Consider the following 26,598-nt stretch of genomic DNA (forward strand, 5'->3'; position numbering starts at 1 on the left):
TTCAACGCTCCTTTACCAGCAGATCCGGGGTGATCTCGGCGATGGACTTGGCGCCGGTCAGGACCATGGCCACGCGCATTTCCTTCTCGATCAGGTCGAGCAGATTGCTCACCCCGGCACCACCGGCTGCGGCCAGGGCATAGAGGAAGGCGCGGCCGAGCAGCACTGTGTCGGCCCCCAGGGCAAGCATGCGCACCACGTCCAGGCCGGTGCGGATGCCGGAGTCGGCGAGAATCTTCAGCTCGCCCTTGACCGCATCGGCAATGGCCGGCAGCGCACGGGCGCTGGACAGCACGCCGTCGAGCTGACGACCACCATGGTTGGAGACGATGAGGCCGTCGGCGCCGAAGGTCACCGCGTCACGCGCGTCTTCCGGGTCGAGAATGCCCTTGATCACCATCGGGCCGTCCCAGAAATCGCGGATCCACTCCAGATCCTTCCAGGAAATCGACGGGTCGAAGTTGGCGCCCAGCCAGCCGATGTAGTCGGCCAGGCCGGTCGGGTTACCGCGGTAGGCGGAGATATTGCCCAGGTCATGCGGCTTGCCCAGCAAGCCGACGTCCCAGGCCCACTGCGGGTGAGTCATGGCCTGCAGCATGCGGCGCAGTGCGGCGTTCGGGCCACTCATGCCGGAATGGGCGTCGCGGTAGCGTGCGCCAGGCACGGGCATGTCGACGGTGAACACCAGGGTCGAGCAGCCGGCCGCCTTGGCGCGCTCCAGGGCGTTCTTCATGAAACCACGGTCTTTCAGTACGTAGAGCTGGAACCACATCGGCCGATCGATGGCCGGCGCCACTTCCTCGATCGGGCACACCGAGACCGTCGACAGGGTGAAGGGAATACCCTTGGCCGCTGCCGCCTTGGCTGCCTGCACTTCACCGCGACGGGCGAACATGCCGGTCAGGCCGACCGGGGCCAGGCCGACCGGCATCGACATCTTCTCGCCGAACAGCTCGGTGGACAGGTCAAGCTCGGCCATGTTCTTCAGCACGCGCTGGCGCAGTTCGATGTTCGACAGGTCCGCGACGTTGCGGCGCAGGGTGTGCTCGGCGTAGGCGCCGCCATCGGCATAGTGGAACAGGAAGGGCGGCAGCTTGCGCTGGGCCGCGGCGCGATAGTCGGTAGAGGCAGAAATGATCATGGGCTCATCCTGTTACTGAAAAAGGGGAAGCGTAGCCTGACGGCAAGAGCCCCGGCTCGGCCGGGGCGCATTCGACGGGTTGTGTTCAGCGCACGACCAGCGGGTCGCTGACGCCCAGCACGTAGATCGCGACCAGCGCGATGATGCCGGTGAACAGCACGTAGTACAGCGTCGGCCAGATGGTCTTGCGCAGGGTACTGCCTTCGCGGCCGAGCAGGCCAACGGTGGCCGAAGCCGCGACGACGTTGTGGATCGCCACCATGTTGCCGGCGGCAGCGCCAACGGCCTGCACTGCGACGATCAGCGCGCTGGAAATACCCAGGCTGCTGGCGACGCCGAACTGGAACTGGCTGAACATCATGTTGCTGACCGTGTTGGAGCCAGCGATGAAGGCACCCAGGGCGCCGATGCTAGGTGCCAGCAGCGGGTAGATGCCGCCAACGCTGTCGGCCACCCAGCGGGCCATGAGAATCGGCATGCTGGCCAGCTCGGCACCATTGACACCAGAGTTGATCAGGATGCGCACCATCGGCACGGTGAACAGCAGCACGAAGCCGGCGCTGAGCAGCACGCTGGAGGATTCCTTGACCGCCTTGCCCAGATCACGGGCCTTCATGCCATGCAGGAAGAAGGTAGCCAGGACCACCGCGACCAGGATGCCGCCTGGCAGATACAGCGGCTGGAAGTTGGCGCTGACGCCGGCCTCGCCCAGCAGGTCGGGGAAGTTCACCACCACCGCTTTCAGCGCGCTGCCCACGCTCGGGAATACGCGGCTGATCACCAGCAGCGCGCCGACCAGAACATAGGGCAGCCAGGCGCGCAGTGCGCTCATCGGCTTGGCGGTCAGTTCGTCCAGCTTCATCTCGACGGTGCCCAACCATTCGCTCGGCCATTTGTCCGCCGGAGCGAAGTCCCAGGTCTTCTTCGGTACCAGAAATCCGAAACGTGCGGCGCTGGTGACGATGGCCAGGCCGATCAGGCCGCCGAGCAGGGACGGGAATTCTGGACCCAGGAACACACCGGTGAGGGCGTACGGCACGACGAAGGCCAGGCCGGCGAAGATCGCGAACGGCAGCACTTCCAAGCCGGCTTTCCAGCTTTTCTCCTGACCGAAGAAACGGGTCAGCATCATCGCCATGATGGTCGGCATGACCACGCCGACGATGGCATGGATGATCGCCACTTCACTGGTGATCAACTGCAGGAACTGCGCCCAGGACGAGCCTTGTTCGACCAGATGAGCGCCGATTGTGGCGGTGTCGAGGCCGGTGTTGACGCCGACGATGATCGGCGTGCCGACCGCGCCGAAGGATACCGGCGTGCTCTGTACCAGCATGCCCATCAGCACCGCAGCCATGGCCGGGAAGCCGATGGCGACCAGCAACGGCGCTGCGATGGCCGCCGGCGTACCGAAGCCCGAGGCGCCCTCGATGAAGCAGCCGAACAGCCAGGCGATGATGATTGCCTGGATGCGGCGGTCGGGGCTGATAGTGGCGAACCCGGCGCGGATCGCGGTGATACCGCCGGAGTGCTTGAGGGTGTTGAGCAGCAAGATGGCGCCGAAGATGATCCACAACAGCCCGAGCGTGATCAGCAGGCCTTGCAAGGTCGAGGCGAGCACGCGGTTGAAGCTCATGTCCCAGGCGAACAGGCCGACGGCGGCGGTAACCAGGTAGACCAGTGGCATGGCGTGTTTGGCCGGCCAGCGCAGGCCAATCAGTAGAACGGCAGCAAGCAGAATCGGCGAGAACGCCAGCAGGGCGAGAATTCCGTTGGACATTGGGGCTTACTCCACACGAGCGCGCGGCTGGCGCGGCAGGGATGAGGCGTGATCGAACAGGCTTGCAGCGTGTTGGGCTGTCATGGCGTGACCTCGATGGATTGTTGTTCTTGTTGGTTAAATTGGTAATACCAATTTACAAAGTAGCGGGCTCAGGTTAAAAGTTGCTCAATGGGCTGTCAAATCGAGATGCTAAGACTTTGGTCGTAGAGTGCTTGCTTGTTCGGCACGGAAGGGCGCTATAGGCTTGCGCTGTGAGGCCTTGGGCCTGGTCAAACCAATGGAGATGAGGGCGATGGAAGTAGGTCTGGTTCGGCAGCGGCGTCTTTCCGATGACATCGTCGCGCAGCTGGAAACCATGATTCTCGAAGGCACCTTGCGTGCCGGTGAGCGCTTACCTGCCGAGCGTGCGCTGGCCGAGCAGTTTGGCGTCTCGCGTCCATCCTTGCGCGAGGCGATCCAGAAGCTGGTAGCCAAGGGCTTGCTGGTCAGTCGTCAGGGTGGTGGTAACTACGTCGCCGAATCACTCGGCTCGACGTTCAGCGACCCGCTGCTGCAGCTGCTGGAGCACAAGGAAGATGCCCAGCGTGACCTGCTGGAGTTCCGCCATACGCTAGAGGGCTCCTGCGCCTACTACGCGGCCAGGCGCGCCACCGATATCGACCGCCAGCGTCTGGCCGAGGCGTTCGAGGCCTTGCAGGATTGCTATGCGCGGGTCGGCAAGGTGACCCGCGCCGAAGAGGGCGCGGCGGATGCTCGGTTTCACCTGGCAATTGCCGAGGCCAGTCACAACGCGGTCCTGTTGCACACCATTCGTGGCCTGTTCGACCTGCTCAAGCGCAACGTCGTGACCAATATCGGCGGCATGTACGCGCAGCGTGAAGAGACGCGCGACATGCTGATCAACCAGCACCGGGCGCTGTACGAGGCGATCATCGAAGGTCGCGCGGAGGATGCGCGCGACCTCTCCAACCAGCACATCGACTATGTGCAGGAAGTGCTCTCGGAAGTGCAGTTGGAAGCCCAGCGGGTGGCGCGTGCACAACGCAGGCAGGGGCTTTAGACATCAGCGCAGGCGATCATGTCGAGCATCATCGCCTGCGCGGTGAAGCGGGCGTTTAGTCTTCCTTGCCCTTGCTGCGCATCGCGCGTTGAACCTCGCGATCGGCGTCACGTTCCTTCTCGGTGTGACGCTTGTCGAAGTCCTTCTTGCCCTTGGCCAGGGCAATCTCGCACTTGATCAGATGCTGCTTCCAGTACAGCGACAGCGCTACGGCGGTGTAGCCCTTCTGCTGCACGGAGCCGAACAGCTTTTCCAGCTCGCGCTTGTTCAGCAGTAGCTTGCGCGTGCGGGTCGGGTCCGCGATGACGTGAGTGCTGGCGGTTTTCAGTGGCGTGATGTGGCAACCCATCAGCCAGGCCTCGTCGTCCTTGAGCAGCACGTAACTGTCGACCAGCTGTGCCTTGCCGGCACGCAGACTCTTCACTTCCCAGCCGGACAGCACCAGGCCGGCCTCGAACTTGTGTTCGATGAAATAGTCATGCTGCGCCTTCTTGTTCAGCGCGATGGTGCCTTGGGGATGTTTCTTTTGCTTAGCCATAGGGCGCGCATTATAGGGAGTCGTCCGCGCCTGCGCCATGGGCGCTTTGCCGAGCCAAACTTGAGCCCGTGCAGCTAATCTCCGACAATGCGCGATCTTTTTTCCCGCAGTCTGGGGTCTTGGCCGCAATGGCGAGCGACAAAGTTTCAATTCATGGTGCCTGGGCCAGTCGCTGGGTGTTCATTCTGGCAGCCACCGGTTCGGCTGTAGGCCTCGGCAATATCTGGAAGTTCCCGTACATGACCGGGGTCTATGGTGGCGGTGCGTTCGTCGTCATGTACCTGTTCTGCATCGCCCTGGTGGGCGTGCCGATCATGCTGGCGGAAACCCTGATCGGCCGCCGTGGCCGGCGGAGCCCGGTCAACGCAATGAAGAGCCTGGCCTTGGAGGCCGGCGCCTCGAAACACTGGTCACTGGCCGCGCTGATGGGCATGGTCGCTGCGCTGCTGATACTGTCCTTCTACAGCGTGGTGGCTGGCTGGTCGCTGGACTACATCCTCAGCATGGGGCGTGGCGACTTCACCGGCATCAGCGCCGACGGCGCCGGTGCGGCGTTCGGTGGGCTGACTGCCGACCCGTGGCGACTGACGCTGTGGCACAGCCTGTTCATGCTGGGGACCGCGTTCGTCATCGCCAAAGGCGTGGTGGCCGGGCTGGAGCGCAGCCTGCGCATCATGATGCCCCTGCTGTTCGTGCTGCTGCTGGTGTTGCTGGGCTACAGCTTCAGCACCGGGCATTTTCGCGAAGGTTTCGACTTCCTCTTCCATTTCGATCCGAGCAAGGTGCAAGGGGGCATTCTCGCCGCCATGGGCCATGCGTTCTTCACCCTGAGCGTCGGTGTCGGTTCGATCATGGTCTACGGCGCCTATATGCCGAAGAAGGCTTCGATTGGTGCAACGGTGCTGACCGTCGGCCTGCTCGATACGCTGGTGGCGCTGACCGCCGGCATGGCGCTGTTCCCCATCGTGTTTGCCGCCGGGCTTGAGCCGGGAGGCGGGCCGGGGTTGATGTTCGTGACGCTGCCGATCGCCTTCGGCAGCATCGCCTTCGGCCAGGTGATGGGCCTGATCTTCTTCGTGCTGGTGGCCGTGGCGGCCTGGAGTTCATCGATCTCCATGCTGGAGCCAGCCGTTGCCTATTTCGTCGAGAAGACCGGGCGCAGTCGCGTCAAGGTCACCGCCGTGCTGGCGCTGTTTTGCTGGCTGATGGGGATGGGCACGGTGCTGTCGTTCAACCTGTGGGCCGAGGCCAAGTTCTTTGTCTTCGCCGAGGACGGTTTCCATCTGCTGCAGTGGGGCGTCGAGGGCGGCAAGACCTTCTTCGACAGCATCGATTACCTCACCAGCCGTATCCTGCTACCGCTGGGTGGCCTGGCGTTCGCCATGTTCGCCGGTTGGGCGCTGAACCGCGAAGCGGTGCGCGAAGAGTTGGCCATCAGGAGCCCGCTGCTGTTCAATCTGTCTCTCTGGCTGATTCGCGTCGTGGCGCCAATCGGCGTACTGATCGTTTTCATCGCGGAGCTGAGCAAGTAAATGACTACTCGAATCCAGCGCTCGGCGTTGTTGCCTTACCCGGCACAAGCGCTGTTTGATCTCGTCAACGATGTCGCCAGCTACCCGCAGTTTCTGCCCTGGTGCCGCTCCAGTGAGGTACTGGAGGTCAGTGAAACGCATATGCTGGCCAGCCTCGAAGTCGCCAAGGGCAGCATCGGCCAGCGTTTCGTCACGCGTAATGTGCTGACGCCTGGCCAGCGTATCGAGATGAATCTGCAGGAAGGGCCTTTCACCAGCCTCAACGGCGTGTGGGAATTCAAGGCGCTGGGTGACAAGGCCTGCAAGATCAGTCTGGACCTTACCTTCGACTATGCCGGGCCTTTGGTGCGCGCCACATTGGGCCCATTGTTCAACCAGGCGACCAACACCATGGTCGACGCCTTCTGCCAGCGAGCCAAGCAGCTGTATGGATAAGCCGAGTATCGTTATCGAGGTGGTCTACGCGCTGGCCGAGCGGCAGAAGCTGCTGCGTCTTTCCGTACCGGCTGGCACCACGGTGCGTGAGGCTGCGCTGCGTTCCGGTATGCAGCAGTTCTTTCCCGAGCTGGACCTGAACCAGGCGCCGCTGGGTATTTTCGGCAAGGCGGTCGGCAAGCCGGAGGAGCGTGTGCTGGAGGAGGGCGAGCGTGTCGAGATCTATCGGCCGCTGATCGCCGACCCCAAGGAGGTGCGCAAGCAGCGAGCGGCCAAAGCCAAGGCCAGGGAAGAGGGCGAAGAACCCGCCTGATGATTGCCGTCGTTTGGCTGATCAGGCGGCAGATACGAAAAAGCCCGGATTCGCTCCGGGCTTTTTAGTGTCCGCGTGTTACTGCGGATCAGTGTCCAGCGGCTCCGGCGTCGGCACCGGGACGGTCTCGACCTGGTCCACTTCGCGCTGGATCTGCTCCAGCAGCGAGCCGGGTGCTGGCGGCGTTTCATCCTGCGGTTTGGCTTGCGGCTGAGCACTGCTGGTGTCGCTGTCTTCGCCCATGATCGCCTGATCACGGCTGACGCCGGGCATGAAATCGCCGGCCAGGCCAACCAGCTGGTCGCTGCCGTCGAATACCAGGCTGACGCGTTCCTGCAGGCGCTGACCGCCGCCCGGCTGGATGCTGTACAGATAATCCCAGCGATCGGCATGGAAGGTGTCGGTGATCAGCGGGTTGCCCATGATAAACCGCACTTGGCGCCGGGTCATTCCTGGGCGCAGCTGGTCTATCATGTCCTGTGTCACGACATTGCCCTGTTGAATGTCGATCTTGTAAACCCCGGGGAATGAACAACCGGCGAGTGCGAAGAGCCCGGTCAGCGACAGGCTGGTCAGCAAGAGCTTGGTTTTTTGCATCGGAGGGTGACTTCCACTATCTTGGGCAACTTGAACCCCGGATCATACCCGTATTGAAGGGTGCTGCGAAGCAGCATCCATGAGAAAGCAGACCATGGTTGAAAATAACGAACTGCGCAAAGCTGGACTGAAGGTGACCCTGCCACGGGTCAAAATCCTGCAAATGCTGGATAACGCCGAGCATCGCCACATGAGCGCTGAGGATGTCTACAAGGCGCTGATGGAGGCCGGTGAAGACGTCGGACTGGCTACCGTATACCGCGTCCTGACCCAGTTCGAGGCTGCTGGCCTGGTGGTGCGTCACAACTTCGATGGCGGCCATGCCGTATTCGAACTGGCGGACAGCGGCCATCACGACCATATGGTCTGTGTCGATTCCGGTGAGGTGATCGAGTTCTTCGACGCCGAGATCGAGAAGCGCCAGAAGGAGATCGTGCGTGAGCATGGCTTCGAACTGGTCGATCACAACCTGGTGCTGTACGTGCGCAAGAAGAGCTGATGCTTCTGCGGCAATGAAAAAAGGCGACCTTCGGGTCGCCTTTTTGCTGTGTCGTAGCCTGGATGCAAGCCGGGGGGATGATGCTTCTGCATCGTTTCCGGGCTGTGGCGTTTCAGGCCGCCTGGGCGCTGGTCACCATCTTGCGCGCATGAGCCAGGGATTCCTCGGTCAGGTCGACGCCGCCGAGCATGCGGGCGATCTCCTCGACGCGACCGCTCTCATCCAGTTTGCTCACGGCGGTGGAGGTGGCGTCCTCACCGCGGCGCTTGTGCACGAATAGATGCTGATGGCCTTGTGCGGCGACCTGCGGCAAGTGAGTGACGCACAATACCTGGCCTCGTTCGCCGAGGCGGCGCAGCAGTTGGCCGACCACTTCGGCGGTTGGCCCGCCGATGCCGACATCCACTTCGTCGAATACCAGGGTCGGTACCCGCGAGGTCTGCGCGGTGATCACCTGGATCGCCAGGCTGATACGCGACAGTTCACCGCCAGAGGCGACCTTGGCCAGGCCGCGCAGTGGCTGACCGGGGTTGGCGCTGACCAGGAACTCGACCATTTCCAGGCCATTGGCATGCGGCTCTTCGCTATTTATCGCCTGCAGCTGGATGTTGAAGCGCCCACCTGGCATGCCCAGGGCCTGCATCTCCTGTTCTACGGCGGCAGACAGGCGCTCGGCGGCATTGCTGCGCAGCGAGCTGAGTTCCGTGGCCTTTTCCTGATAGTGGCGCTCGTAGGCGGCCAGTTCCTCGGCCAGGCGTTCGCTGGCCTGGTCATCGGCATTGAGGCTTTCCAGCTCATCGAACAGTTTTTGCTGCAGGGCTGACAGCTCGGTGGGCTGGATGCGGTGCTTGCGCGCCAGGGTGTAGATGGTGTCCAGGCGTTCTTCGAGAAACTGCTGGCGCTGCGGGTCGGCGTCGAAGTGGTCGACGAAGCGGTTGAGCTCGCCAATGGCTTCTTCCACCTGAATCTGGGCGCTGGCCAGCAGGTTGCTGGCTTCACCGAGGGCGCCACCCTGGCCACCGAAGGCACCCAGGCGGTTGAGGCTGGCGGTCAGTGCTGACAGGACGTTGCCGGCATCGCTTTCGCTGCACAGCTCGAGCACCTGGCGGCAGGCGCCGATCAGGGCTTCGGCGTTGCTCAAGGTCTTGTGTTCCTGCTCCAGTTGCTCCAGTTCGTTGTCACCAAGGGCGAGGTTATCCAGCTCTTCCAACTGGTAGCTGAGCAACTGATGGCGGGCGCGTTGCTCGTCACCCTGGCTGGAAATGCGTTCCAGCTCGTTACGTGTCTGCTTCCAGCGCTGTGCGGCGAGTTGCACCTGGCGCGCCAGTTCCTGACTGCCGGCGTATTCGTCGAGCAGGCGGCGGTGGGTGTCGCTCTTGAGTAGCGACTGGTGTTCGTGCTGGCTGTGGATGTCGATGATCAGCTCGCCCAAGGCCTTGAGGTCGGCCTGTGGGCAGGGGCTACCGTTGATGTAGCCGCGTGAGCGACCTTCGGCGGTAATCACCCGGCGCAGGATGCACGGGCCGTCGTTGTCCAGGTCACGTTCCGCGAGCCAGGCGCGAGCTTCGGGAATGTCCGCCAGGTCGAAGCTGGCGAGAATGTCCGCCTTGTCGCTGCCAGGGCGCACCACGCCGCTGTCGGCGCGATCGCCCAGGCACAGGCCCAGGGCGTCGAGCATGATCGATTTGCCGGCGCCGGTCTCGCCGCTGATGGCGCTCATGCCGGCATCCAGTTCGAGATCCAGGTGGTCAACGATGGCGTAGTTGTGAATGGACAGGTGCACCAGCATGGCGAACGCTCCCGAATTAAGGTCTGGTTATTTATACAGTGTTTTTTCTTTTCCTGGCAATCCTCGTCTATCGCCCCTTGAAAGCTGTGGAATTGACTCCATATAGGCGGCAGGAGTGCGAGCCGGACTCGCGCCGATTCATTCGATAGGAGATAGGCATGGCTGACGAACAGAACCTGGATACGCAGAACCCCGAGACTCAGGCGGCCGAGAGCGCTGCGTCGAGCGACGACCTGGCGGCTCGCGTACAGGCCCTGGAAGAGCAGCTGGCTGCGGCGCAGGACCAGTCGCTGCGCGTAGCGGCCGAGCTGCAGAACGTGCGCCGTCGCGCCGAGCAGGACGTGGAGAAGGCGCACAAGTTCGCGCTGGAAAAATTCGCCAATGACCTGCTGCCGGTGGTCGACAGCCTGGAACGTGGTCTGGAGCTGTCCAGCCCTGACGACGAAGCCATCAAGGGCGTGCGTGAGGGCATGCAACTGACCCTCAAGCTGTTCATCGACACCCTGGCGCGCCACCAGTTGGAAGCGGTCGATCCGCACGGTGCCCCGTTCAATCCGGAGCATCACCAGGCAATGGCGATGGAAGAAAGCGCCAAGGTTGAGCCGAACTCGGTGCTCAAGGTGTTCCAGAAGGGCTACCTGCTCAATGGTCGCCTGCTGCGCCCGGCCATGGTCGTGGTCAGCAAGGCACCGACCACGCCGCCGCCGTCCATTGACGAGCAGGCTTGAAATTCTCGGCAGCGCCCCCATTTCTAAGTCAAGCGTTTTAGTGCTACCGGCGCCTACGAAACCAGGCGACGGAAAAATCAAAGTTTCGGGAGAATTTTCATGGGTAAAATCATCGGTATCGACCTGGGGACCACCAACTCCTGCGTCTCCATTCTGGAAAACGGCAACGTCAAGGTGCTCGAGAACGCTGAAGGCGCTCGCACCACACCGTCCATCATCGCGTACGCCAACGACGGCGAAATCCTGGTTGGCCAGTCGGCCAAGCGTCAGGCTGTGACCAACCCGCACAACACCCTGTACGCGGTGAAGCGCCTGATCGGTCGTCGTTTCGACGAGGATGTCGTGCAGAAAGACATCCAGATGGTGCCGTACAAGATCGTCAAGGCTGACAACAGCGACGCCTGGGTTGAGGTCAACGGCCAGAAGATGGCGCCGCCGCAGATCAGCGCCGAAGTGCTGAAGAAAATGAAGAAGACCGCCGAGGACTACCTGGGCGAGCCTGTGACCGAAGCGGTGATCACCGTTCCGGCCTACTTCAACGACAGTCAGCGTCAGGCCACCAAGGACGCCGGCCGCATCGCCGGTCTCGACGTCAAGCGCATCATCAACGAGCCGACCGCGGCTGCGCTGGCCTACGGCATGGACAAGGCCAAGGGCGACCACACCGTGATCGTCTATGACCTGGGCGGCGGTACCTTCGACGTGTCGGTGATCGAGATCGCTGAAGTCGACGGCGAGCACCAGTTCGAAGTACTGGCCACCAACGGTGACACCTTCCTCGGTGGTGAGGACTTCGACATTCGTCTGATCGACTACCTCGTCGACGAATTCAAGAAAGAAACCGGCATGAACCTCAAGGGCGACCCGCTGGCCATGCAGCGCCTGAAGGAAGCTGCCGAGAAGGCCAAGATCGAGCTGTCCTCGAGCCAGCAGACCGACGTCAACCTGCCGTACATCACTGCAGATGCCTCCGGTCCCAAGCACCTGAACGTGAAGATTTCCCGTTCCAAGCTGGAGTCGCTGGTCGAGGATCTGGTGCAGCGCACCATCGAGCCGTGCCGCACTGCACTGAAAGACGCCGGTATCGACGTCAGCAAGATCGACGACGTGATCCTGGTCGGCGGTCAGACCCGCATGCCGCTGGTGCAGAAGACCGTTGCCGAGTTCTTCGGCAAGGAGCCGCGCAAGGACGTCAACCCGGACGAAGCCGTGGCCATGGGTGCTGCCATTCAGGGCGCGGTGCTGGCTGGTGACGTCAAGGACGTGCTGCTGCTGGACGTTTCTCCGCTGACCCTGGGTATCGAAACCATGGGCGGTGTGATGACTGCGCTGATCGAGAAGAACACCACCATCCCGACCAAGAAGTCGCAGGTGTTCTCCACTGCTGATGACAATCAGAACGCCGTGACCATTCACGTGCTGCAGGGTGAGCGCAAGCAGGCCGCGCAGAACAAGTCCCTGGGCAAGTTCGACCTGGCCGAGATTCCGCCGGCTCCGCGTGGCGTGCCGCAGATCGAAGTGACCTTCGACATCGATGCCAACGGCATCCTGCATGTGTCCGCCAAGGACAAGGCCACTGGCAAGCAGCAGTCCATCGTGATCAAGGCCAACTCCGGTCTGTCCGAGGAAGAAATCGAGCAAATGGTGCGTGATGCCGAGGCCAATGCCGAGGAAGACCGCAAGTTCGAAGAGCTGGCCACTGCGCGCAATCAGGGCGATCAGCTGGTGCATGCCACCCGCAAGATGCTCACCGAGGCTGGCGACAAGGCCACTGCCGAAGAGAAAGCGGCTATCGAGAAGGCCATTGGCGAGCTGGAAGTTGCCGTGAAGGGCGACGACAAGGAAGCCATCGAAGCCAAGATGAACGCGCTGTCCGAGGCCACCACGCCGCTGGCGCAGAAAATGTACGCCGAGCAGCCGCAAGGTGGTGCCACCCAGGCTGACGCTGGCGATGCCAAGGATGCCGCCGGTGACGACGTGGTCGACGCTGAGTTCGAAGAGGTCAAGGAGAACAAGTAAGGGATGCGGCCTGCTCAGCGGGCCGCCTCTTCTTTACGCTCCACCGTCGCTCGCGACGGGCAGGATTCGCCGCGCGGGAGCCTTCTCCCGCGTCGGCGTATCTGGAGCTCACGAATCTGAGAGTGCAGCACTACTATGGCAAAACGTGACTATTACGAGATCCTGGGGGTCGAGCGCGGCGCCAGCGAGGCCGAGCTGAAGAAGGCCTATCGGCGCCTGGCGATGAAGTATCACCCGGACCGCAACCCGGACGACAAAGACGCCGAAGAGAAATTCAAGGAGGCCAACGAGGCCTACGAAGTGCTCTCCGACGCCAGCAAGCGTTCGGCCTATGACCAGTATGGTCATGCTGGTGTCGATCCGCAGATGGGCGCAGGTGGTGGTGCCGGTTTCGGCGGCGCCAACTTCTCCGACATCTTCGGCGACGTGTTCAGCGATTTCTTCGGTGGTGGCGGCGGGCGTGGTGGTTCGCGCGGCGGAGCTCAGCGCGGCTCTGATCTGCGTTACACCCTTGAGCTGGACCTCGAAGAGGCCGTGCGTGGCACCACCGTGACCATTCGCGTGCCGACTCTGGTCGGTTGCAAGACCTGCGATGGTACGGGCGCCAAGAAGGGCACCAGCCCGGTTACCTGTACCACCTGTGGTGGCATCGGTCAGGTGCGCATGCAGCAGGGTTTCTTCTCCGTACAGCAGACCTGCCCGCGTTGCCACGGCAGCGGCAAGATGATCACCGACCCCTGTGGCAGTTGTCATGGTCAGGGGCGAGTGGAAGAGAGCAAGACGCTGTCGGTCAAGGTGCCGGCAGGTGTCGATACCGGTGATCGCATTCGCCTGTCCGGTGAGGGTGAGGCGGGGGCGCATGGCGGCCCGGCCGGTGACCTCTATGTGGTGGTCAACGTGCGTGAGCATGCGATCTTCCAGCGCGACGGCAAGCATCTTTACTGCGAGGTGCCGATCAGCATCGTTGATGCGGCGCTGGGTGGCGAGCTGGAAGTGCCGACCCTCGATGGCCGGGTCAAGTTGAAGATCCCTGAAGGCACGCAGACCGGCAAGCTGTTCCGTCTGCGTGGCAAGGGCGTGGCCCCGGTGCGCGGTGGTGCGGCCGGCGATCTGATGTGTCGGGTGGCGGTGGAGACGCCGGTCAACCTGAACAAGCGTCAGCGCGAGCTGCTCGAAGAGTTCCGCAAGTCGCTGCAGGGCGACGACTCCCACTCGCCCAAGGCCAGTGGCTGGTTCGAAGGCGTCAAGCGCTTCTTCGGCGACGTTTAATCCCAAAGCGCCCCGGCATGGCCGGGGCGACAGCTTGGAGCTGATGTATGCAACGTATTGCAGTGATGGGCGCCGCCGGGCGCATGGGCAAGACCCTGATCGAGGCCGTGAGCCAGGCTGAGGGTGCGCAGCTCAGCGCCGCCATCGACCGTGCCGACAGCAGCCTGATCGGCGCCGATGCCGGTGAGCTGGTCGGTCTGGGCAAGGTCGGTGTGGCCCTGGCGGGCGATCTGGCAGCGGTTGTCGATGATTTCGACGTGCTGATCGATTTCACTCATCCGTCGGTGACGCTGAAGAACCTGGAAGTCTGCCGCCAGGCGGGCAAGGCCATGGTCATCGGCACCACGGGTTTCACGCCGCAAGAGAAGCAGCAACTGAGCGAGGCGGCCAAGCAGATACCCATCGTCTTCGCCGCCAACTTCAGTGTCGGCGTCAACCTGTGTCTGAAGCTGCTGGATACCGCGGCTCGCGTACTGGGTGACGACGTGGATATCGAGATCATCGAGGCTCACCATCGGCACAAGGTCGATGCGCCGTCCGGCACGGCGCTGCGCATGGGTGAAGTGGTCGCTGATGCACTGGGGCGTGATCTGCGCAAGGTTGCCGTCTACGGCCGTGAAGGCCAGACCGGTGCGCGTGAGCGTGAAACCATTGGCTTCGCCACTGTGCGTGCCGGTGATGTGGTCGGTGATCACACCGTGCTGTTCGCCGCTGATGGCGAGCGCGTGGAGATCACTCACAAGGCCTCCAGTCGCATGACCTTCGCCAAGGGCGCGGTGCGTTCGGCGTTGTGGCTGCAGCAGCGTTCACCTGCTCTGTACGACATGCAGGACGTGTTGGGCCTGAGTTGACGCAAATGTGTGACTGAAGCGTCTTATCGGGTGGACCGAAAAAGGGTTCTCCTGTAAGCTTCCTGTTTTAGTGTGTCCACTAAAAGTTACGCAGAATGGCTCAAATAAAAAAGCGGGATGACCTTCACACGTCATCCCGCTTTTTTACAACCTGCGTTTGCTTCAAGCCTTGATCGAGACGGAGGTCTTCTTGACTAAGCCAGCCCCCAAACCTGCCATTTTGGCCCTTGCTGACGGCAGCATTTTTCGCGGCGATTCCATCGGGGCCGATGGCCAGACGATCGGAGAGGTGGTGTTCAACACCGCCATGACCGGCTATCAGGAAATCCTTACCGATCCATCCTATGCCCAGCAGATCGTTACCCTGACTTACCCGCACATCGGCAACACCGGCACCACCCCGGAAGACGCCGAGTCCAATCGTGTCTGGGCCGCTGGCCTGATCATTCGCGACCTGCCGCTGATTTCCAGCAACTGGCGCGACAAGCAGCCGCTGGACGAGTACCTGAAAGCCAACGGCACCGTCGCCATTGCCGGCATCGATACCCGTCGCCTGACCCGCATCCTGCGCGAGAAGGGTTCGCAGAACGGTTGCATCCTGGTGGGTGATGACGCCACCGAAGAGAAAGCGCTGGAGCTGGCACGCGGCTTCCCAGGCCTCAAGGGCATGGACCTGGCCAAGGTGGTCAGCTGCACCGAGCGCTACGAGTGGCGCGAAAGCACCTGGAATCTACAGAGCGACAGCCATCCGGAAATCCCGGCCAGCGAGCTGCCTTATCACGTGGTCGCCTATGACTACGGCGTGAAGCTGAACATCCTGCGCATGCTGGTCGAGCGTGGCTGCCGCCTGACCGTGGTGCCTGCGCAAACTCCGGCCAGCGACGTGCTGGCGCTCAATCCCGATGGCGTGTTCCTGTCCAACGGCCCTGGCGATCCCGAGCCGTGCGACTACGCGATCAAGGCGATCAAGGACGTTCTGGAAACCGATATCCCGGTGTTTGGCATCTGCCTTGGCCACCAGTTGCTGGCTCTGGCCTCCGGCGCCAAGACCCTGAAGATGGGCCACGGCCACCACGGTGCCAACCACCCGGTGCAGGACCTCGACAGCGGCGTGGTAATGATCACCAGCCAGAACCACGGTTTCGCCGTGGACGAGAGCAGCCTGCCGAGCAACGTGCGCCCGATCCACAAGTCACTGTTCGACGGCACCCTGCAGGGCATCGAGCGCACCGACAAGGACGCCTTCAGCTTCCAGGGTCACCCAGAGGCGAGCCCAGGCCCGCACGACGTGGCTCCATTGTTCGACCGCTTCATCGAAGCCATGGCCAAGCGCCGCTAAGCCTGCCGACTGACCCAAGGATTCGAGAGTAAGAAAATGCCAAAACGTACAGACATCAAAAGCATCCTGATCCTCGGCGCCGGCCCCATCGTCATCGGCCAGGCCTGCGAGTTCGACTACTCCGGTGCCCAGGCGTGCAAGGCGCTGAAGGAAGAAGGTTTCCGCGTCATTCTGGTGAACTCCAACCCGGCCACCATCATGACCGACCCGGCCATGGCCGACGCCACCTACATCGAGCCGATCAAGTGGGCCACCGTGGCCAAGATCATCGAAAAGGAGCGTCCGGATGCACTGCTGCCGACCATGGGCGGCCAGACCGCGCTGAACTGCGCGCTGGATCTGGAGCGCCACGGCGTGCTGGAGAAATTCGGCGTCGAGATGATCGGTGCCAACGCCGACACCATCGACAAGGCCGAAGACCGTTCGCGCTTCGACAAGGCGATGAAAGACATCGGCCTGGCCTGCCCGGTATCCGGCATCGCCCACAGCATGGAAGACGCCTACGGCGTGCTGGAGAAGGTCGGCTTCCCGTGCATCATCCGTCCGTCCTTCACCATGGGCGGCACCGGCGGTGGCATCGCCTACAACCGTGAAGAGTTCGAAGAAATCTGCGCCCGTGGTCTCGATCTGTCGCCGACCAGCGAACTGCTGATCGACGAGTCGCTGATCGGCTGGAAGGAATACGAGATGGAGGTGGTCCGCGACAAGAAGGACAACTGCATCATCGTCTGCTCCATCGAGAACTTCGATCCGATGGGCGTGCACACCGGTGACTCGATCACTGTCGCACCGGCACAGACCCTGACCGACAAGGAATACCAGATTCTGCGTAACGCCTCTCTGGCGGTACTGCGTGAGATCGGTGTGGAAACCGGCGGCTCCAACGTGCAGTTCGGCATCTGCCCGAACACCGGGCGCATGGTCGTGATCGAGATGAACCCGCGCGTATCGCGCAGTTCGGCGCTGGCCTCCAAGGCCACCGGCTTCCCGATCGCCAAGATCGCCGCCAAGCTGGCCGTCGGCTACACCCTCGATGAACTGTCCAACGACATCACTGGTGGTCGTACCCCGGCGTCGTTCGAGCCGGCCATCGACTACGTGGTGACCAAGGTTCCGCGTTTCGCCTTCGAGAAATTCCCCAAGGCCGATGCGCGCCTGACCACCCAGATGAAATCCGTGGGTGAGGTTATGGCCATCGGTCGCACCTTCCAGGAATCGATGCAGAAAGCCCTGCGTGGCCTGGAAGTCGGCGTTGCCGGCTTCGATCCGAAGCTCGACCTGAACGACCCGGAAGCCGAAAGCACCCTGCGCCGCGAGCTGACCGTACCCAGCGCCGACCGCATCTGGTACGTGGCCGATGCCTTCCGTGCCGGCAAGACCGTCGCCGAGGTGTTCGAGCTGACTCGCATCGACGAGTGGTTCCTGGTGCAGATCGAAGATCTGATCAAGGACGAGGCGACCGTTCAGACTCTGGGTCTGTCCTCCATCGACTATGACCTGATGTTCAAGCTCAAGCGCAAGGGCTTCTCCGATGCGCGTCTGGCCAAACTGCTGGGCGTTTCCGAGAAGAGCCTGCGCGCTCACCGCCACAAGCTGAAAGTGCTGCCGGTGTACAAGCGCGTGGACACCTGCGCCGCCGAGTTCGCCACCGACACCGCCTACATGTACTCGACCTATGAGGAAGAGTGCGAGGCCAATCCGTCGACCCGCGACAAGATCATGATTCTCGGTGGCGGCCCCAACCGTATCGGTCAGGGCATCGAGTTCGACTACTGCTGCGTGCACGCGGCGCTGGCCATGCGTGAAGACGGTTTCGAGACCATCATGGTCAACTGCAATCCGGAAACCGTCTCCACCGACTACGACACCTCTGATCGTCTGTACTTCGAGCCGGTGACCCTGGAAGACGTGCTGGAAATCGTCCGCGTCGAGCAGCCCAAGGGTGTCATCGTCCAGTACGGCGGCCAGACTCCGCTGAAGATCTGCCGCGCGCTGGAAGAAGCAGGCGTGCCGATCATCGGCACCAGCCCTGAGGCCATCGACCGCGCCGAAGACCGCGAGCGCTTCCAGCAGATGGTGCAGCGCCTGAACCTGCGTCAGCCGGCCAACGCCACTGCGCGCAGCGAAGACGAGGCCCTCGCGCTGTCCAAGGGCATCGGTTACCCGATGGTGGTGCGTCCGTCCTATGTACTGGGCGGCCGGGCGATGGAAATCGTCTATCAGGAAGAAGAGCTCAAGCGCTACATGCGCGAAGCGGTGAAGGTCTCCAACGACAGCCCGGTGCTGCTGGATCGCTTCCTCAACTGCGCCATCGAAGTGGACGTGGATGCGGTCAGCGACGGCGAAACCGTGGTCATCGGCGCGATCATGCAGCACATCGAACAGGCCGGCGTGCACTCCGGTGACTCCGCCTGCTCGCTGCCGCCTTACTCGCTGCCGGCACATATCCAGGACGAGATCCGCGAGCAGGTCAAGAAAATGGCCCTGGAGCTCGGCGTGATCGGCCTGATGAACGTGCAGATGGCCGTGCAGGGCGAAGACATCTACGTCATCGAAGTGAACCCGCGTGCCTCGCGTACCGTGCCGTTCGTTTCCAAGTGCATCGGCGAGTCGCTGGCCAAGGTGGCCGCGCGCGTCATGGCCGGCAAGACCCTGGCCGAAGTGGGCTTCACCAAGGAAATCATCCCGCCGTTCTTCAGCGTCAAGGAAGCGGTGTTCCCCTTCGCCAAGTTCCCGGGTGTCGACCCGATCCTCGGCCCAGAGATGAAGTCCACCGGTGAGGTGATGGGTGTCGGTGACAGCTTCGGCGAGGCCTTCGCCAAGGCGCAGCTGGGTGCCAGCGAGATCCTGCCGAACTCCGGTTGCGCTTTCATCAGCGTACGCGAGGACGACAAGCCGGAAGCTGTTCAGGTCGCTCGCGATCTGGTCGCGCTGGGCTTCGAGGTGGTCGCCACCGCAGGCACCGCCAAGGTGATCGAGGCTGCCGGTCTGCCGGTACGCCGGGTGAACAAGGTGACCGAAGGTCGTCCGCATGTCGTCGATATGATCAAGAACGACGAAGTTACCTTGATCATCAATACCACCGAGGGGCGTCAGTCCATCGCTGACTCCTACTCGATCCGTCGTAACGCCCTGCAGCACAAGATCTACTGCACCACCACCATCGCGGCGGGGCAGGCGGTCTGTGAGGCGCTCAAGTTCGGTCCCGAGAAGACCGTGCGCCGGCTGCAGGATCTGCACGCAGGAATCAAGGCATGAATAAATACCCGATGACCGTCCAGGGCGCTCGCGCCCTGGAAGAAGAGCTGGCGCACCTGACCAAGGTGCGTCGCCCCGCTCTGAGCCAGGCGATTGCCGAGGCTCGCGAGCTGGGTGACCTCAAGGAAAACGCCGAATACCATGCTGCCCGTGAAGAGCAGGGCATGGTCGAGGCGCGTGTGCGTGATATCGAGGGTCGCCTGCAGAATGCGGTGATCATCGACGTCACCACCATTGCCCATACCGGCAAGGTAATTTTCGGCACCACTGTAGAAATCGCCAACGTCGAAACCGACGAGAGCGTGACCTACCAGATCGTCGGTGAAGACGAAGCCGACATCAAGCAGGGCAAGATTTCCGTTGGCTCGCCCATCGCTCGTGCCCTGGTGGGCAAGAGCGAAGGTGATGTGGTGACGGTGCAAACCCCCAGTGGCCTGATCGAGTACGAGATTGTCGAAGTCCGCCACATCTAAACCACATCAACCGTCACGGGCCGCTGCCGTCAGTTGGCAGCTGGCCCAGACCCTCTGGGTCGGCGGTCTGTGGTTGTTGCAATTCGTCATTCTGCCGGCCATCGGTCAGATCGGCCTGGCGCCTCTGCTGACGCAGGAAATAGCCGAACGGCTGGTGCCACTGCTGATCGGCCTGACGGCCGTGTGCGTGGCGCTGCAGGCGTTTGCCTTGCTGCGCAGCGACGGGCTTTCGAGTCTGGTGCGTGATGTGCGTGGGCAGTTGCTGTTGACCGTTGCGGCCATGGCCCTGAGTTACTTCGTGGTCCTGCAGTACTGGCCCGAGGCCGAATACTGGCTACGCTTCAGCTACTTGGTGATGGCATTCTGCGGGCTGCTGCTGGTGCTGCAACCGGTTCCAGGTAAATCGCGCGGCGCCTGACGTCGATTGTGCAGGCGCTGCACGCAGTCTTCAGCCCTGATAGCGAATCACGTTGGACAGGTTGCGATTCGGCTTGGGGTTCTTGCGATAGAGCAGGGCGACCTTGCCGATGGACTGGACCAGCTCGGCCCGTCCGCTCTGGCACAGGGCTACGATGGCAGCCTGGCGATCTTCGCGTTCGCTGAGGCGCAGCTGTACCTTGATCAGTTCGTGATCGTTCAGGGCGCGGTCCAGCTCGGCCAGCACGCCTTCGGTCAAACCATTGTCAGCCACGATCAATACAGGTTTCAGGTGGTGGCCGATAGATTTGAATTGTTTCTTCTGCTCTTGAGTGAGCGGCATAATCGTTAGTACCTAATTCGGTCTGGAAAACGGCGCCTATCTTACCCGAGCCCGCGCAGTTATTCATGACCCGTTGAGTTCGAGGTTTCAGTGGCACGTTCCAAGACCAGCCAGCGTTGGCTGAAAGAACATTTCGACGATCCTTACGTGAAGATGGCGCAGAAGGACGGCTATCGGTCGCGCGCCAGCTACAAGTTGCTGGAAATTCAGGAGAAGGATCGCATCCTGCGCCCCGGTATGACCGTGGTCGATCTTGGTGCTGCGCCGGGTGGCTGGTCGCAGGTCACCAGCCGAGTGATTGGTGACAAGGGGCGTTTGATCGCGTCCGATATTCTGGAAATGGACGCGATTCCCGACGTCACCTTCATTCAGGGCGATTTTACCGATGATGCAGTGTTCGCCCAGCTTCTCGAGGCCATTGGGGAAAATCCGGTTGACCTTGTTATTTCCGATATGGCCCCCAATATGAGTGGGGTAAGAACCGCTGACCAGGCGCGCGCGATGTACCTGTGCGAGCTCGCGCTGGACCTGGCCGGACGTGTCTTGCGTCCAGGTGGTGATTTTTTGATCAAGATTTTCCAGGGCGAAGGCTTCGATGCGTACCACAAGCAGGTGCGTGAAACCTTCGACAAGGTACAGATGCGCAAGCCACTGTCTTCGCGTGATCGCTCGCGTGAGCAGTATCTGCTGGCGCGTGGTTTCCGCGGGGCGTGAGTTGAAACTGGTGGCCGCCACGTCGGTCTCAGTGGCAAAGGTCTCATAAAGGGTTACAGACGGTGCCTGCGGGACGCGGGCGTTTGGTGTAAGTTAGGTCGGTATATCATTGGTCGTCATGGGAAGCCTGCTTCGCCACGAGGCCTGCTTCAGAGGGTAGCTAATTGAACGACATGGCAAAGAATCTGATCCTGTGGCTGATCATCGCGGCGGTGCTGGTTACCGTGATGAACAACTTCTCCAGCCCGAGCGAGCCGCAGACCCTGAGCTACTCGCAATTCATCGAGCAGGTGAAGGAGGGGCGCGTCGAGCGCGTCACCGTCGACGGTTACGTGATCACCGGTAAGCGCACCGATGGCGAAGGCTTCAAGACCATTCGTCCGGCGATTCAGGATGGCGGTCTGATCGGCGACCTGATCGACAACAACGTGGTCATCGAAGGCAAGCAGCCTGAGCAGCAGAGCATCTGGACGCAGTTGCTGGTGGCGAGCTTCCCGATTCTGGTGATCATCGCCGTGTTCATGTTCTTCATGCGCCAGATGCAGGGCGGTGCCGGAGGCAAGGGCGGGCCGATGAGCTTCGGCAAGTCCAAGGCACGTTTGCTCTCCGAAGACCAGGTCAAGACCACCTTCGCCGACGTCGCCGGTTGCGACGAAGCCAAGGAAGAAGTCAGCGAGCTGGTCGAGTTCCTGCGTGATCCCGGCAAGTTCCAGCGTCTGGGTGGCCGGATCCCGCGTGGCGTCCTGATGGTTGGCTCGCCGGGTACCGGTAAGACCCTGCTGGCCAAGGCCGTGGCCGGTGAGGCGAAAGTGCCGTTCTTCACTATTTCCGGTTCCGACTTCGTCGAGATGTTCGTCGGTGTGGGTGCCAGCCGTGTGCGCGACATGTTCGACCAGGCCAAGAAGCACGCCCCCTGCATCATCTTCATCGACGAGATCGACGCCGTTGGTCGCCATCGTGGCGCCGGCATGGGCGGCGGTCACGACGAGCGTGAGCAGACCCTCAACCAACTGCTGGTTGAGATGGATGGCTTCGAAATGAATGACGGCATCATCGTCATCGCCGCCACCAACCGTCCTGACGTACTGGACCCGGCGCTGCTGCGCCCTGGTCGTTTCGACCGCCAGGTGGTGGTGGGGCTGCCGGATATCCGTGGTCGCGAGCAGATTCTGAAAGTGCACATGCGCAAGGTGCCGATGGGCGACGACGTCAATCCGGCTGTCATCGCGCGCGGTACTCCGGGTTTCTCCGGTGCCGATCTGGCAAACCTGGTCAACGAAGCGTCTCTGTTCGCCGCTCGCTCTGGCAAGCGCCTGGTGGAAATGAAGGAGTTCGAGCTGGCCAAGGACAAGATCATGATGGGTGCCGAGCGCAAGACCATGGTCATGTCCGACAAGGAGAAGCTCAACACCGCTTACCACGAGGCCGGTCACGCCATCGTCGGTCGCCTGGTGCCCGAGCATGATCCGGTCTACAAGGTGTCCATCATTCCGCGTGGTCGTGCTTTGGGTGTGACCATGTTCCTGCCGGAAGAGGATCGTTACAGCCTTAGCAAGCGCGCCCTGATCAGTCAGATCTGCTCGCTGTTCGGTGGGCGTATCGCCGAGGAGATGACCCTTGGCTTCGATGGCGTCACCACGGGGGCCTCGAACGACATCATGCGCGCCACGCAGCTGGCCAAGAACATGGTCACCAAGTGGGGCTTGTCGGAGAAGCTGGGTCCGTTGATGTACGCGGAAGAAGAGGGTGAGGTGTTCCTCGGTCGCAGCATGGGTAGCCAGAACAGCAATGTTTCCGGCGAGACTGCCAAGCAGATCGACGAGGAAGTGCGCCGCATCATCGACGAGTGTTACGCCACCGCCAAGCAACTGCTGGTGGAAAACCGCGGCAAGCTCGATGCCATGGCAGAAGCGCTGATGAAGTACGAAACCATCGATGCCGAGCAGATCGAAGACATCATGAGTGGCCGCGAGCCCCGTGAGCCGCGTGGCTGGGGCGGTGGCGATGACTCCGGTGCGCCGCAAGCCAAGGTCGACGAACCCAGTCTTCCCGAGAAGCCCATCGGTGGGCCGGCGGCCGAGCACTAAGGTCGCTTATGTCCAATGTGCAATACCCGAGCCGGCTGCCCTGTGGCAGCCGGCTTCTTGATTTGTCCCGTCCGCACGTGATGGGCATCCTCAATGTCACCCCCGATTCCTTTTCCGATGGCGGACGCTTCACGGCTCGTGACGCGGCGTTGCGTCATGCCGAGCAGATGGTCGCCGCTGGCGCGACGCTGATCGATGTTGGAGGGGAGTCCACTCGCCCAGGCGCTCGTGCAGTTTCGCCGACCGAGGAGTTGGAGCGAGTTGCGCCGATGGTTGAAGCCATCGCGAGCAATCTGGATGTGATCATCTCGGTGGACACCTCGACGCCTGCGGTCATGCGCGAGAGTGCAAGGCTGGGGGCCGGGCTGATCAACGACGTGCGTTCGTTGCAGCGTGACGGCGCTCTCGATGCTGCTGCCGACAGTGGCCTGCCGGTGTGCCTGATGCACATGCGCGGTGAGCCGGGCAACATGCAGGACAACCCTCAGTACCCGGATATCGTCAGCGAAGTGCACGACTTCCTCGCCGAGCGCATGAGTGCATGCGCGACGGCTGGTATTGCCGCCGAGCGGGTCGTGCTCGATCCGGGCTTTGGATTTGCCAAGACCCTGGAGCACAATCTGGCCCTGTTCAGGCGGATGGCCGAGCTGTCCGCACTTGGGCGGCCCTTGCTGGTTGGTGTATCACGCAAGAGCATGATCGGTAAGGTGCTTGGTCACGAAGTTGGCGGGCGCCTTTATGGCAGCCTGGCACTGGCAGCCCTGGCATTGACCAAGGGTGCACATATTCTGCGTGTGCATGACGTCGCCGAAACGGTGGATGTGGTGCGCATGATCGCTGCGGTTCAAGCAGCGCAATAACAAGGAAAGCGTCATGGCTAGAAAATACTTCGGTACCGACGGCATTCGCGGGCGCGTCGGTCAGTTCCCCATTACTCCGGACTTCATGCTCAAGCTTGGCTGGGCCGCTGGCATGGCGTTTCGCAAGCAGGGCAAGTGCCGCATCCTGATCGGCAAGGACACGCGCATCTCCGGCTACATGTTCGAGTCCGCACTGGAGGCGGGTTTGGCTGCGGCCGGGGCTGACGTGCAGTTGCTCGGGCCGATGCCGACACCGGCCATCGCCTATCTGACGCGGACCTTTCAGGCCGATGCCGGTATCGTCATCAGCGCCTCGCACAATCCGCACGACGATAACGGCATCAAATTTTTCTCCAGTGAGGGCACCAAGCTGCCCGACGATGTCGAGCTGATGATCGAAGAGTTGCTCGATCAGCCGATGACCGTGGTGGAGTCTGCCGGTATTGGCAAGGCTTCGCGAATCAACGATGCGTCCGGGCGTTATATCGAGTTCTGCAAAGGCAGCGTACCCAGTGGTACCAGCTTCAAGGGGCTGAAGGTCGTTCTCGATTGCGCCCACGGTGCCGCATACAAGGTCGCTCCGAGTGTGTTTCGTGAGCTGGGTGCCGAGGTGCGAGTCATTTCGGCGCAGCCTGATGGGCTCAACATCAATGACGGTTGCGGCTCTACGCACCTCGCCGCGCTGCAGGCCGAGGTGGTCGCGCAGCAGGCTGATCTGGGCATCGCCTTCGACGGCGATGCTGATCGCGTGCTGATGGTCGATCAGTACGGCGCGGTGGTCGACGGTGACGAGCTGCTGTTCATCATCGCTCGTGACCTGCAGGAGCGCGGGCGCTTGCGTGGCGGTGTGGTCGGCACGCTGATGAGCAACCTGGGGCTGGAGCTGGCCCTGGCTGATTTGAACATTCCGTTCGTGCGGGCCAATGTCGGTGATCGTTATGTGATTGCCGAGCTGCTGGGGCGCAACTGGCAACTCGGTGGCGAGAACTCGGGACATCTGGTGTGCTTCCAGCACACCACCACTGGTGATGCCATCATTGCCGCTCTGCAGGTGCTGATGGCGCTCAAGCGGCGTGATCAGAGTCTGGTCGAGGCGCGCAGCGATCTGAAGAAATGTCCTCAGGTACTGGTCAATGTACGGTTTTCCGGTGCCCTCGATCCGCTTGAGCACCCCTCGGTCAAGGAAGCCTGCGCGCGGGTTACCGAGAGCATGGCGGGGCGTGGTCGCGTGCTGCTGCGTAAGTCGGGTACCGAGCCGCTGGTGCGAGTAATGGTCGAAGGTGACGAGGAAACTACGGTTCGCGGCTATGCCGATGAATTGGCTAAGATTGTTGCCGAAGTCTGTGCTTGATTGCGCTTGCTACCGAGGGTGCTCTTGGGTAACATCTGCGCCCTCTTTGATCGACGAGGTAAAACATGCGTCGCCCCTTAGTCGCCGGTAACTGGAAAATGCACGGTACCCGCGACAGCGTCGCAGAACTGATCGAAGGGCTGCGTCAGCAGGATTTGCCGGCTGACGTCGATGTTGCGGTGTTTCCCTCCAGTCTGCATATCGCTCAGGTTGTTGAAGGCCTGAGCGGCAAAGCAGTGGAAGTTGGAGCGCAGGATTGTGCGGCACAGGTAGAGCAGGGTGCCTTGACCGGTGAGCTGGCAGTCAGTCAGTTGGTCGATGGTGGTTGCGAGCTGGTGCTGGTTGGTCACTCCGAGCGTCGCCTGATTCTGGGTGAAAATGACGAAGTGGTCGTGCGCAAGTTTGCGGCAGTGCAGGCGGCGGGGTTGACTCCCGTGCTCTGCGTTGGTGAAACCCGTGAGCAGCGTGAAGCGAATGCAACGCTGGGTGTGGTGGGTGGCCAGTTGGCTGCGGTGGTCGATGCCCTGGGTGTCGATGCGCTGAGCAATGCCGTAGTTGCCTATGAGCCTGTATGGGCCATCGGCACCGGGTTGACCGCTACGCCTGAGCAGGCTCAGGAAGTGCATGCAGCCATCCGTGCGCAGGTTGCGCAGCTGGATGCTGATGTCGCGAGTCAGTTGAGAATTCTTTATGGCGGCAGTGTAAAGGCCGCCAGTGCAGCCGAGTTGTTCGGTATGCGGGATATCGATGGGGGGCTCGTAGGTGGAGCTTCTCTGAATGCGGATGAATTCGGTGCGATCTGTCGCGCTGCAGGAAACTGAAGAATGCTGGAAACAGTCATTGTTGTTCTGCACCTGCTGGGTGCGATCGGGATTGTAGTGCTGGTGCTGCTGCAGCAAGGCAAGGGTGCTGACGCGGGTGCGTCGTTCGGTTCGGGTGCTTCTGCAACCGTATTCGGAAGCCAAGGTTCCTCTACCTTTCTGAGTAAGTTTACTGGTATACTCGCAGCCGGTTTTTTCATTACTAGCTTGGGCTTAGCGTTCTTTGCTAAAGAAAAAGCTGATGCACTGACTCAGGTTGGTCTGCCAGACCCAGCGGTTCTGGAAGTTCAACAAAAACCGGCCGCCGAAGACGTGCCGGTGCTCGAAGAGCAAGCTCCAGCGTCCGATACTTCGGATGTGCCGGAGGCTCCAGAGCAGTAA

Annotated in this window: 25 protein-coding genes; 19 read left to right on the forward strand and 6 right to left on the reverse strand. The window is 61.8% G+C overall.

Features of this window, described 5'->3' with window-relative positions:
- Position 1: 1 nt before the first annotated feature.
- Both lldD and ACN8M7_RS16800 read right to left on the reverse strand, forming a co-directional pair.
- Positions 2–1,141 carry an FMN-dependent L-lactate dehydrogenase LldD gene (gene lldD / locus ACN8M7_RS16795; protein ID WP_490261515.1) on the reverse strand — a complete coding sequence of 380 codons (1,140 nt, stop codon included), beginning with the start codon at positions 1,139–1,141 and terminating at the stop codon, positions 2–4.
- Between the two features lie 85 nt (positions 1,142–1,226).
- Positions 1,227–2,921, reverse strand: a complete 1,695-nt coding sequence (locus ACN8M7_RS16800; RefSeq protein ID WP_490261516.1) for an L-lactate permease — start codon at positions 2,919–2,921, stop codon at positions 1,227–1,229.
- Positions 2,922–3,216: 295 nt separating this feature from the next.
- On the opposite strand from ACN8M7_RS16800, the gene ACN8M7_RS16805 reads away from it, so the two are divergent.
- The gene (locus ACN8M7_RS16805; RefSeq protein WP_490261517.1) at positions 3,217–3,984 is read left to right on the forward strand and encodes an FCD domain-containing protein; all 768 of its coding nucleotides are present in this window, start codon (positions 3,217–3,219) and stop codon (positions 3,982–3,984) included.
- A gap of 55 nt (positions 3,985–4,039) precedes the next feature.
- On the opposite strand, the gene smpB is transcribed toward ACN8M7_RS16805, so the two are convergent.
- Positions 4,040–4,522 carry an SsrA-binding protein SmpB gene (smpB, locus tag ACN8M7_RS16810; RefSeq protein ID WP_037001574.1) on the reverse strand — a complete coding sequence of 161 codons (483 nt, stop codon included), beginning with the start codon at positions 4,520–4,522 and terminating at the stop codon, positions 4,040–4,042.
- A 128-nt stretch (positions 4,523–4,650) separates the two neighbouring features.
- Between smpB and ACN8M7_RS16815 the strand changes: the two genes are divergently transcribed.
- The 3 genes from ACN8M7_RS16815 to ACN8M7_RS16825 are packed head-to-tail and all read left to right on the forward strand — an operon-like array spanning position 4,651 to position 6,802.
- Positions 4,651–6,054 carry a sodium-dependent transporter gene (locus tag ACN8M7_RS16815; RefSeq protein ID WP_490261518.1) on the forward strand — a complete coding sequence of 468 codons (1,404 nt, stop codon included), beginning with the start codon at positions 4,651–4,653 and terminating at the stop codon, positions 6,052–6,054.
- Entirely contained in the window at positions 6,055–6,489 is a 435-nt protein-coding gene (locus ACN8M7_RS16820) for a type II toxin-antitoxin system RatA family toxin (protein WP_061240983.1), read from the forward strand.
- Complete coding sequence (locus ACN8M7_RS16825) at positions 6,482–6,802, forward strand: RnfH family protein (RefSeq protein WP_490261519.1); 321 nt, start codon at positions 6,482–6,484, stop codon at positions 6,800–6,802. Before ACN8M7_RS16820 ends, ACN8M7_RS16825 begins: the two co-directional genes overlap by 8 nt.
- Before the next feature lie 78 nt (positions 6,803–6,880).
- Here ACN8M7_RS16825 and ACN8M7_RS16830 read toward each other — a convergent pair whose 3' ends face one another.
- Positions 6,881–7,399 carry an outer membrane protein assembly factor BamE gene (locus tag ACN8M7_RS16830; RefSeq protein WP_061240985.1) on the reverse strand — a complete coding sequence of 173 codons (519 nt, stop codon included), beginning with the start codon at positions 7,397–7,399 and terminating at the stop codon, positions 6,881–6,883.
- Positions 7,400–7,493: 94 nt separating this feature from the next.
- Between ACN8M7_RS16830 and fur the strand changes: the two genes are divergently transcribed.
- On the forward strand, positions 7,494–7,898 hold the full coding sequence (gene fur / locus ACN8M7_RS16835; protein WP_037001567.1) for a ferric iron uptake transcriptional regulator: 405 nt from the start codon (positions 7,494–7,496) through the stop codon (positions 7,896–7,898).
- Between the two features lie 112 nt (positions 7,899–8,010).
- Here the strand turns inward: fur and recN are convergent, their stop codons facing one another.
- The gene (recN, locus tag ACN8M7_RS16840) at positions 8,011–9,687 is read right to left on the reverse strand and encodes a DNA repair protein RecN (RefSeq protein WP_490261520.1); all 1,677 of its coding nucleotides are present in this window, start codon (positions 9,685–9,687) and stop codon (positions 8,011–8,013) included.
- A 158-nt stretch (positions 9,688–9,845) separates the two neighbouring features.
- On the opposite strand from recN, the gene grpE reads away from it, so the two are divergent.
- From grpE to ACN8M7_RS16880, 8 genes are all read left to right on the forward strand, one after another.
- Complete coding sequence (grpE, locus tag ACN8M7_RS16845; protein WP_490261521.1) at positions 9,846–10,415, forward strand: nucleotide exchange factor GrpE; 570 nt, start codon at positions 9,846–9,848, stop codon at positions 10,413–10,415.
- Between the two features lie 99 nt (positions 10,416–10,514).
- A complete protein-coding gene (gene dnaK, locus ACN8M7_RS16850) occupies positions 10,515–12,434 on the forward strand; it encodes a molecular chaperone DnaK (RefSeq protein WP_490261522.1) in 1,920 nt (639 codons plus the stop codon).
- A gap of 135 nt (positions 12,435–12,569) precedes the next feature.
- On the forward strand, positions 12,570–13,703 hold the full coding sequence (gene dnaJ / locus ACN8M7_RS16855; RefSeq protein WP_061240989.1) for a molecular chaperone DnaJ: 1,134 nt from the start codon (positions 12,570–12,572) through the stop codon (positions 13,701–13,703).
- A 47-nt stretch (positions 13,704–13,750) separates the two neighbouring features.
- Positions 13,751–14,554: a 4-hydroxy-tetrahydrodipicolinate reductase gene (dapB, locus tag ACN8M7_RS16860; protein ID WP_061240990.1), complete on the forward strand. Its 804-nt coding sequence runs from the start codon at positions 13,751–13,753 to the stop codon at positions 14,552–14,554.
- Between the two features lie 190 nt (positions 14,555–14,744).
- Positions 14,745–15,893, forward strand: a complete 1,149-nt coding sequence (gene carA / locus ACN8M7_RS16865; protein WP_490261523.1) for a glutamine-hydrolyzing carbamoyl-phosphate synthase small subunit — start codon at positions 14,745–14,747, stop codon at positions 15,891–15,893.
- Positions 15,894–15,929: 36 nt separating this feature from the next.
- A complete protein-coding gene (gene carB, locus ACN8M7_RS16870) occupies positions 15,930–19,151 on the forward strand; it encodes a carbamoyl-phosphate synthase large subunit (RefSeq protein WP_061240992.1) in 3,222 nt (1,073 codons plus the stop codon).
- Entirely contained in the window at positions 19,148–19,624 is a 477-nt protein-coding gene (greA, locus tag ACN8M7_RS16875) for a transcription elongation factor GreA (protein WP_061240993.1), read from the forward strand. Before carB ends, greA begins: the two co-directional genes overlap by 4 nt.
- Positions 19,602–20,042 carry a DUF4149 domain-containing protein gene (locus ACN8M7_RS16880; RefSeq protein WP_490261524.1) on the forward strand — a complete coding sequence of 147 codons (441 nt, stop codon included), beginning with the start codon at positions 19,602–19,604 and terminating at the stop codon, positions 20,040–20,042. Before greA ends, ACN8M7_RS16880 begins: the two co-directional genes overlap by 23 nt.
- Positions 20,043–20,072: 30 nt before the next feature.
- Here ACN8M7_RS16880 and yhbY read toward each other — a convergent pair whose 3' ends face one another.
- The gene (gene yhbY, locus ACN8M7_RS16885) at positions 20,073–20,384 is read right to left on the reverse strand and encodes a ribosome assembly RNA-binding protein YhbY (RefSeq protein WP_061240995.1); all 312 of its coding nucleotides are present in this window, start codon (positions 20,382–20,384) and stop codon (positions 20,073–20,075) included.
- A 90-nt stretch (positions 20,385–20,474) separates the two neighbouring features.
- On the opposite strand from yhbY, the gene rlmE reads away from it, so the two are divergent.
- From rlmE to secG, 6 genes are all read left to right on the forward strand, one after another.
- Complete coding sequence (gene rlmE, locus ACN8M7_RS16890) at positions 20,475–21,098, forward strand: 23S rRNA (uridine(2552)-2'-O)-methyltransferase RlmE (protein ID WP_061240996.1); 624 nt, start codon at positions 20,475–20,477, stop codon at positions 21,096–21,098.
- A 173-nt stretch (positions 21,099–21,271) separates the two neighbouring features.
- Positions 21,272–23,185 (forward strand): ATP-dependent zinc metalloprotease FtsH, encoded by a 1,914-nt coding sequence (gene ftsH / locus ACN8M7_RS16895; protein WP_061240997.1) that lies wholly within the window; start codon positions 21,272–21,274, stop codon positions 23,183–23,185.
- An 8-nt stretch (positions 23,186–23,193) separates the two neighbouring features.
- A complete protein-coding gene (folP, locus tag ACN8M7_RS16900; protein ID WP_490261525.1) occupies positions 23,194–24,045 on the forward strand; it encodes a dihydropteroate synthase in 852 nt (283 codons plus the stop codon).
- A gap of 13 nt (positions 24,046–24,058) precedes the next feature.
- Entirely contained in the window at positions 24,059–25,396 is a 1,338-nt protein-coding gene (gene glmM / locus ACN8M7_RS16905; protein ID WP_061240999.1) for a phosphoglucosamine mutase, read from the forward strand.
- 65 nt (positions 25,397–25,461) lie between these two features.
- The gene (gene tpiA / locus ACN8M7_RS16910) at positions 25,462–26,217 is read left to right on the forward strand and encodes a triose-phosphate isomerase (protein ID WP_490261526.1); all 756 of its coding nucleotides are present in this window, start codon (positions 25,462–25,464) and stop codon (positions 26,215–26,217) included.
- 3 nt (positions 26,218–26,220) lie between these two features.
- On the forward strand, positions 26,221–26,598 hold the full coding sequence (secG, locus tag ACN8M7_RS16915) for a preprotein translocase subunit SecG (protein WP_082768103.1): 378 nt from the start codon (positions 26,221–26,223) through the stop codon (positions 26,596–26,598).

Source organism: Pseudomonas spartinae (assembly GCF_965197125.1).
Classification (GTDB): domain Bacteria; phylum Pseudomonadota; class Gammaproteobacteria; order Pseudomonadales; family Pseudomonadaceae; genus Aquipseudomonas; species Aquipseudomonas composti_A.

Coding starts and splice junctions, on each gene's coding strand:
- ACN8M7_RS16815 (WP_490261518.1), top strand. CDS start 4,651: ATGGCGAGCGACAAAGTTTCAATTCATGGTGCCTGGGCCAGTCGCTGG.
- folP (WP_490261525.1), top strand. CDS start 23,194: ATGTCCAATGTGCAATACCCGAGCCGGCTGCCCTGTGGCAGCCGGCTT.
- ACN8M7_RS16805 (WP_490261517.1), top strand. CDS start 3,217: ATGGAAGTAGGTCTGGTTCGGCAGCGGCGTCTTTCCGATGACATCGTC.
- carB (WP_061240992.1), top strand. CDS start 15,930: ATGCCAAAACGTACAGACATCAAAAGCATCCTGATCCTCGGCGCCGGC.
- ACN8M7_RS16800 (WP_490261516.1), bottom strand. CDS start 2,921: ATGTCCAACGGAATTCTCGCCCTGCTGGCGTTCTCGCCGATTCTGCTT.
- ACN8M7_RS16830 (WP_061240985.1), bottom strand. CDS start 7,399: ATGCAAAAAACCAAGCTCTTGCTGACCAGCCTGTCGCTGACCGGGCTC.
- dnaJ (WP_061240989.1), top strand. CDS start 12,570: ATGGCAAAACGTGACTATTACGAGATCCTGGGGGTCGAGCGCGGCGCC.
- secG (WP_082768103.1), top strand. CDS start 26,221: ATGCTGGAAACAGTCATTGTTGTTCTGCACCTGCTGGGTGCGATCGGG.
- dnaK (WP_490261522.1), top strand. CDS start 10,515: ATGGGTAAAATCATCGGTATCGACCTGGGGACCACCAACTCCTGCGTC.
- fur (WP_037001567.1), top strand. CDS start 7,494: ATGGTTGAAAATAACGAACTGCGCAAAGCTGGACTGAAGGTGACCCTG.
- glmM (WP_061240999.1), top strand. CDS start 24,059: ATGGCTAGAAAATACTTCGGTACCGACGGCATTCGCGGGCGCGTCGGT.
- yhbY (WP_061240995.1), bottom strand. CDS start 20,384: ATGCCGCTCACTCAAGAGCAGAAGAAACAATTCAAATCTATCGGCCAC.
- grpE (WP_490261521.1), top strand. CDS start 9,846: ATGGCTGACGAACAGAACCTGGATACGCAGAACCCCGAGACTCAGGCG.
- smpB (WP_037001574.1), bottom strand. CDS start 4,522: ATGGCTAAGCAAAAGAAACATCCCCAAGGCACCATCGCGCTGAACAAG.
- greA (WP_061240993.1), top strand. CDS start 19,148: ATGAATAAATACCCGATGACCGTCCAGGGCGCTCGCGCCCTGGAAGAA.
- dapB (WP_061240990.1), top strand. CDS start 13,751: ATGCAACGTATTGCAGTGATGGGCGCCGCCGGGCGCATGGGCAAGACC.
- lldD (WP_490261515.1), bottom strand. CDS start 1,141: ATGATCATTTCTGCCTCTACCGACTATCGCGCCGCGGCCCAGCGCAAG.
- ftsH (WP_061240997.1), top strand. CDS start 21,272: ATGGCAAAGAATCTGATCCTGTGGCTGATCATCGCGGCGGTGCTGGTT.
- tpiA (WP_490261526.1), top strand. CDS start 25,462: ATGCGTCGCCCCTTAGTCGCCGGTAACTGGAAAATGCACGGTACCCGC.
- ACN8M7_RS16825 (WP_490261519.1), top strand. CDS start 6,482: ATGGATAAGCCGAGTATCGTTATCGAGGTGGTCTACGCGCTGGCCGAG.
- recN (WP_490261520.1), bottom strand. CDS start 9,687: ATGCTGGTGCACCTGTCCATTCACAACTACGCCATCGTTGACCACCTG.
- ACN8M7_RS16820 (WP_061240983.1), top strand. CDS start 6,055: ATGACTACTCGAATCCAGCGCTCGGCGTTGTTGCCTTACCCGGCACAA.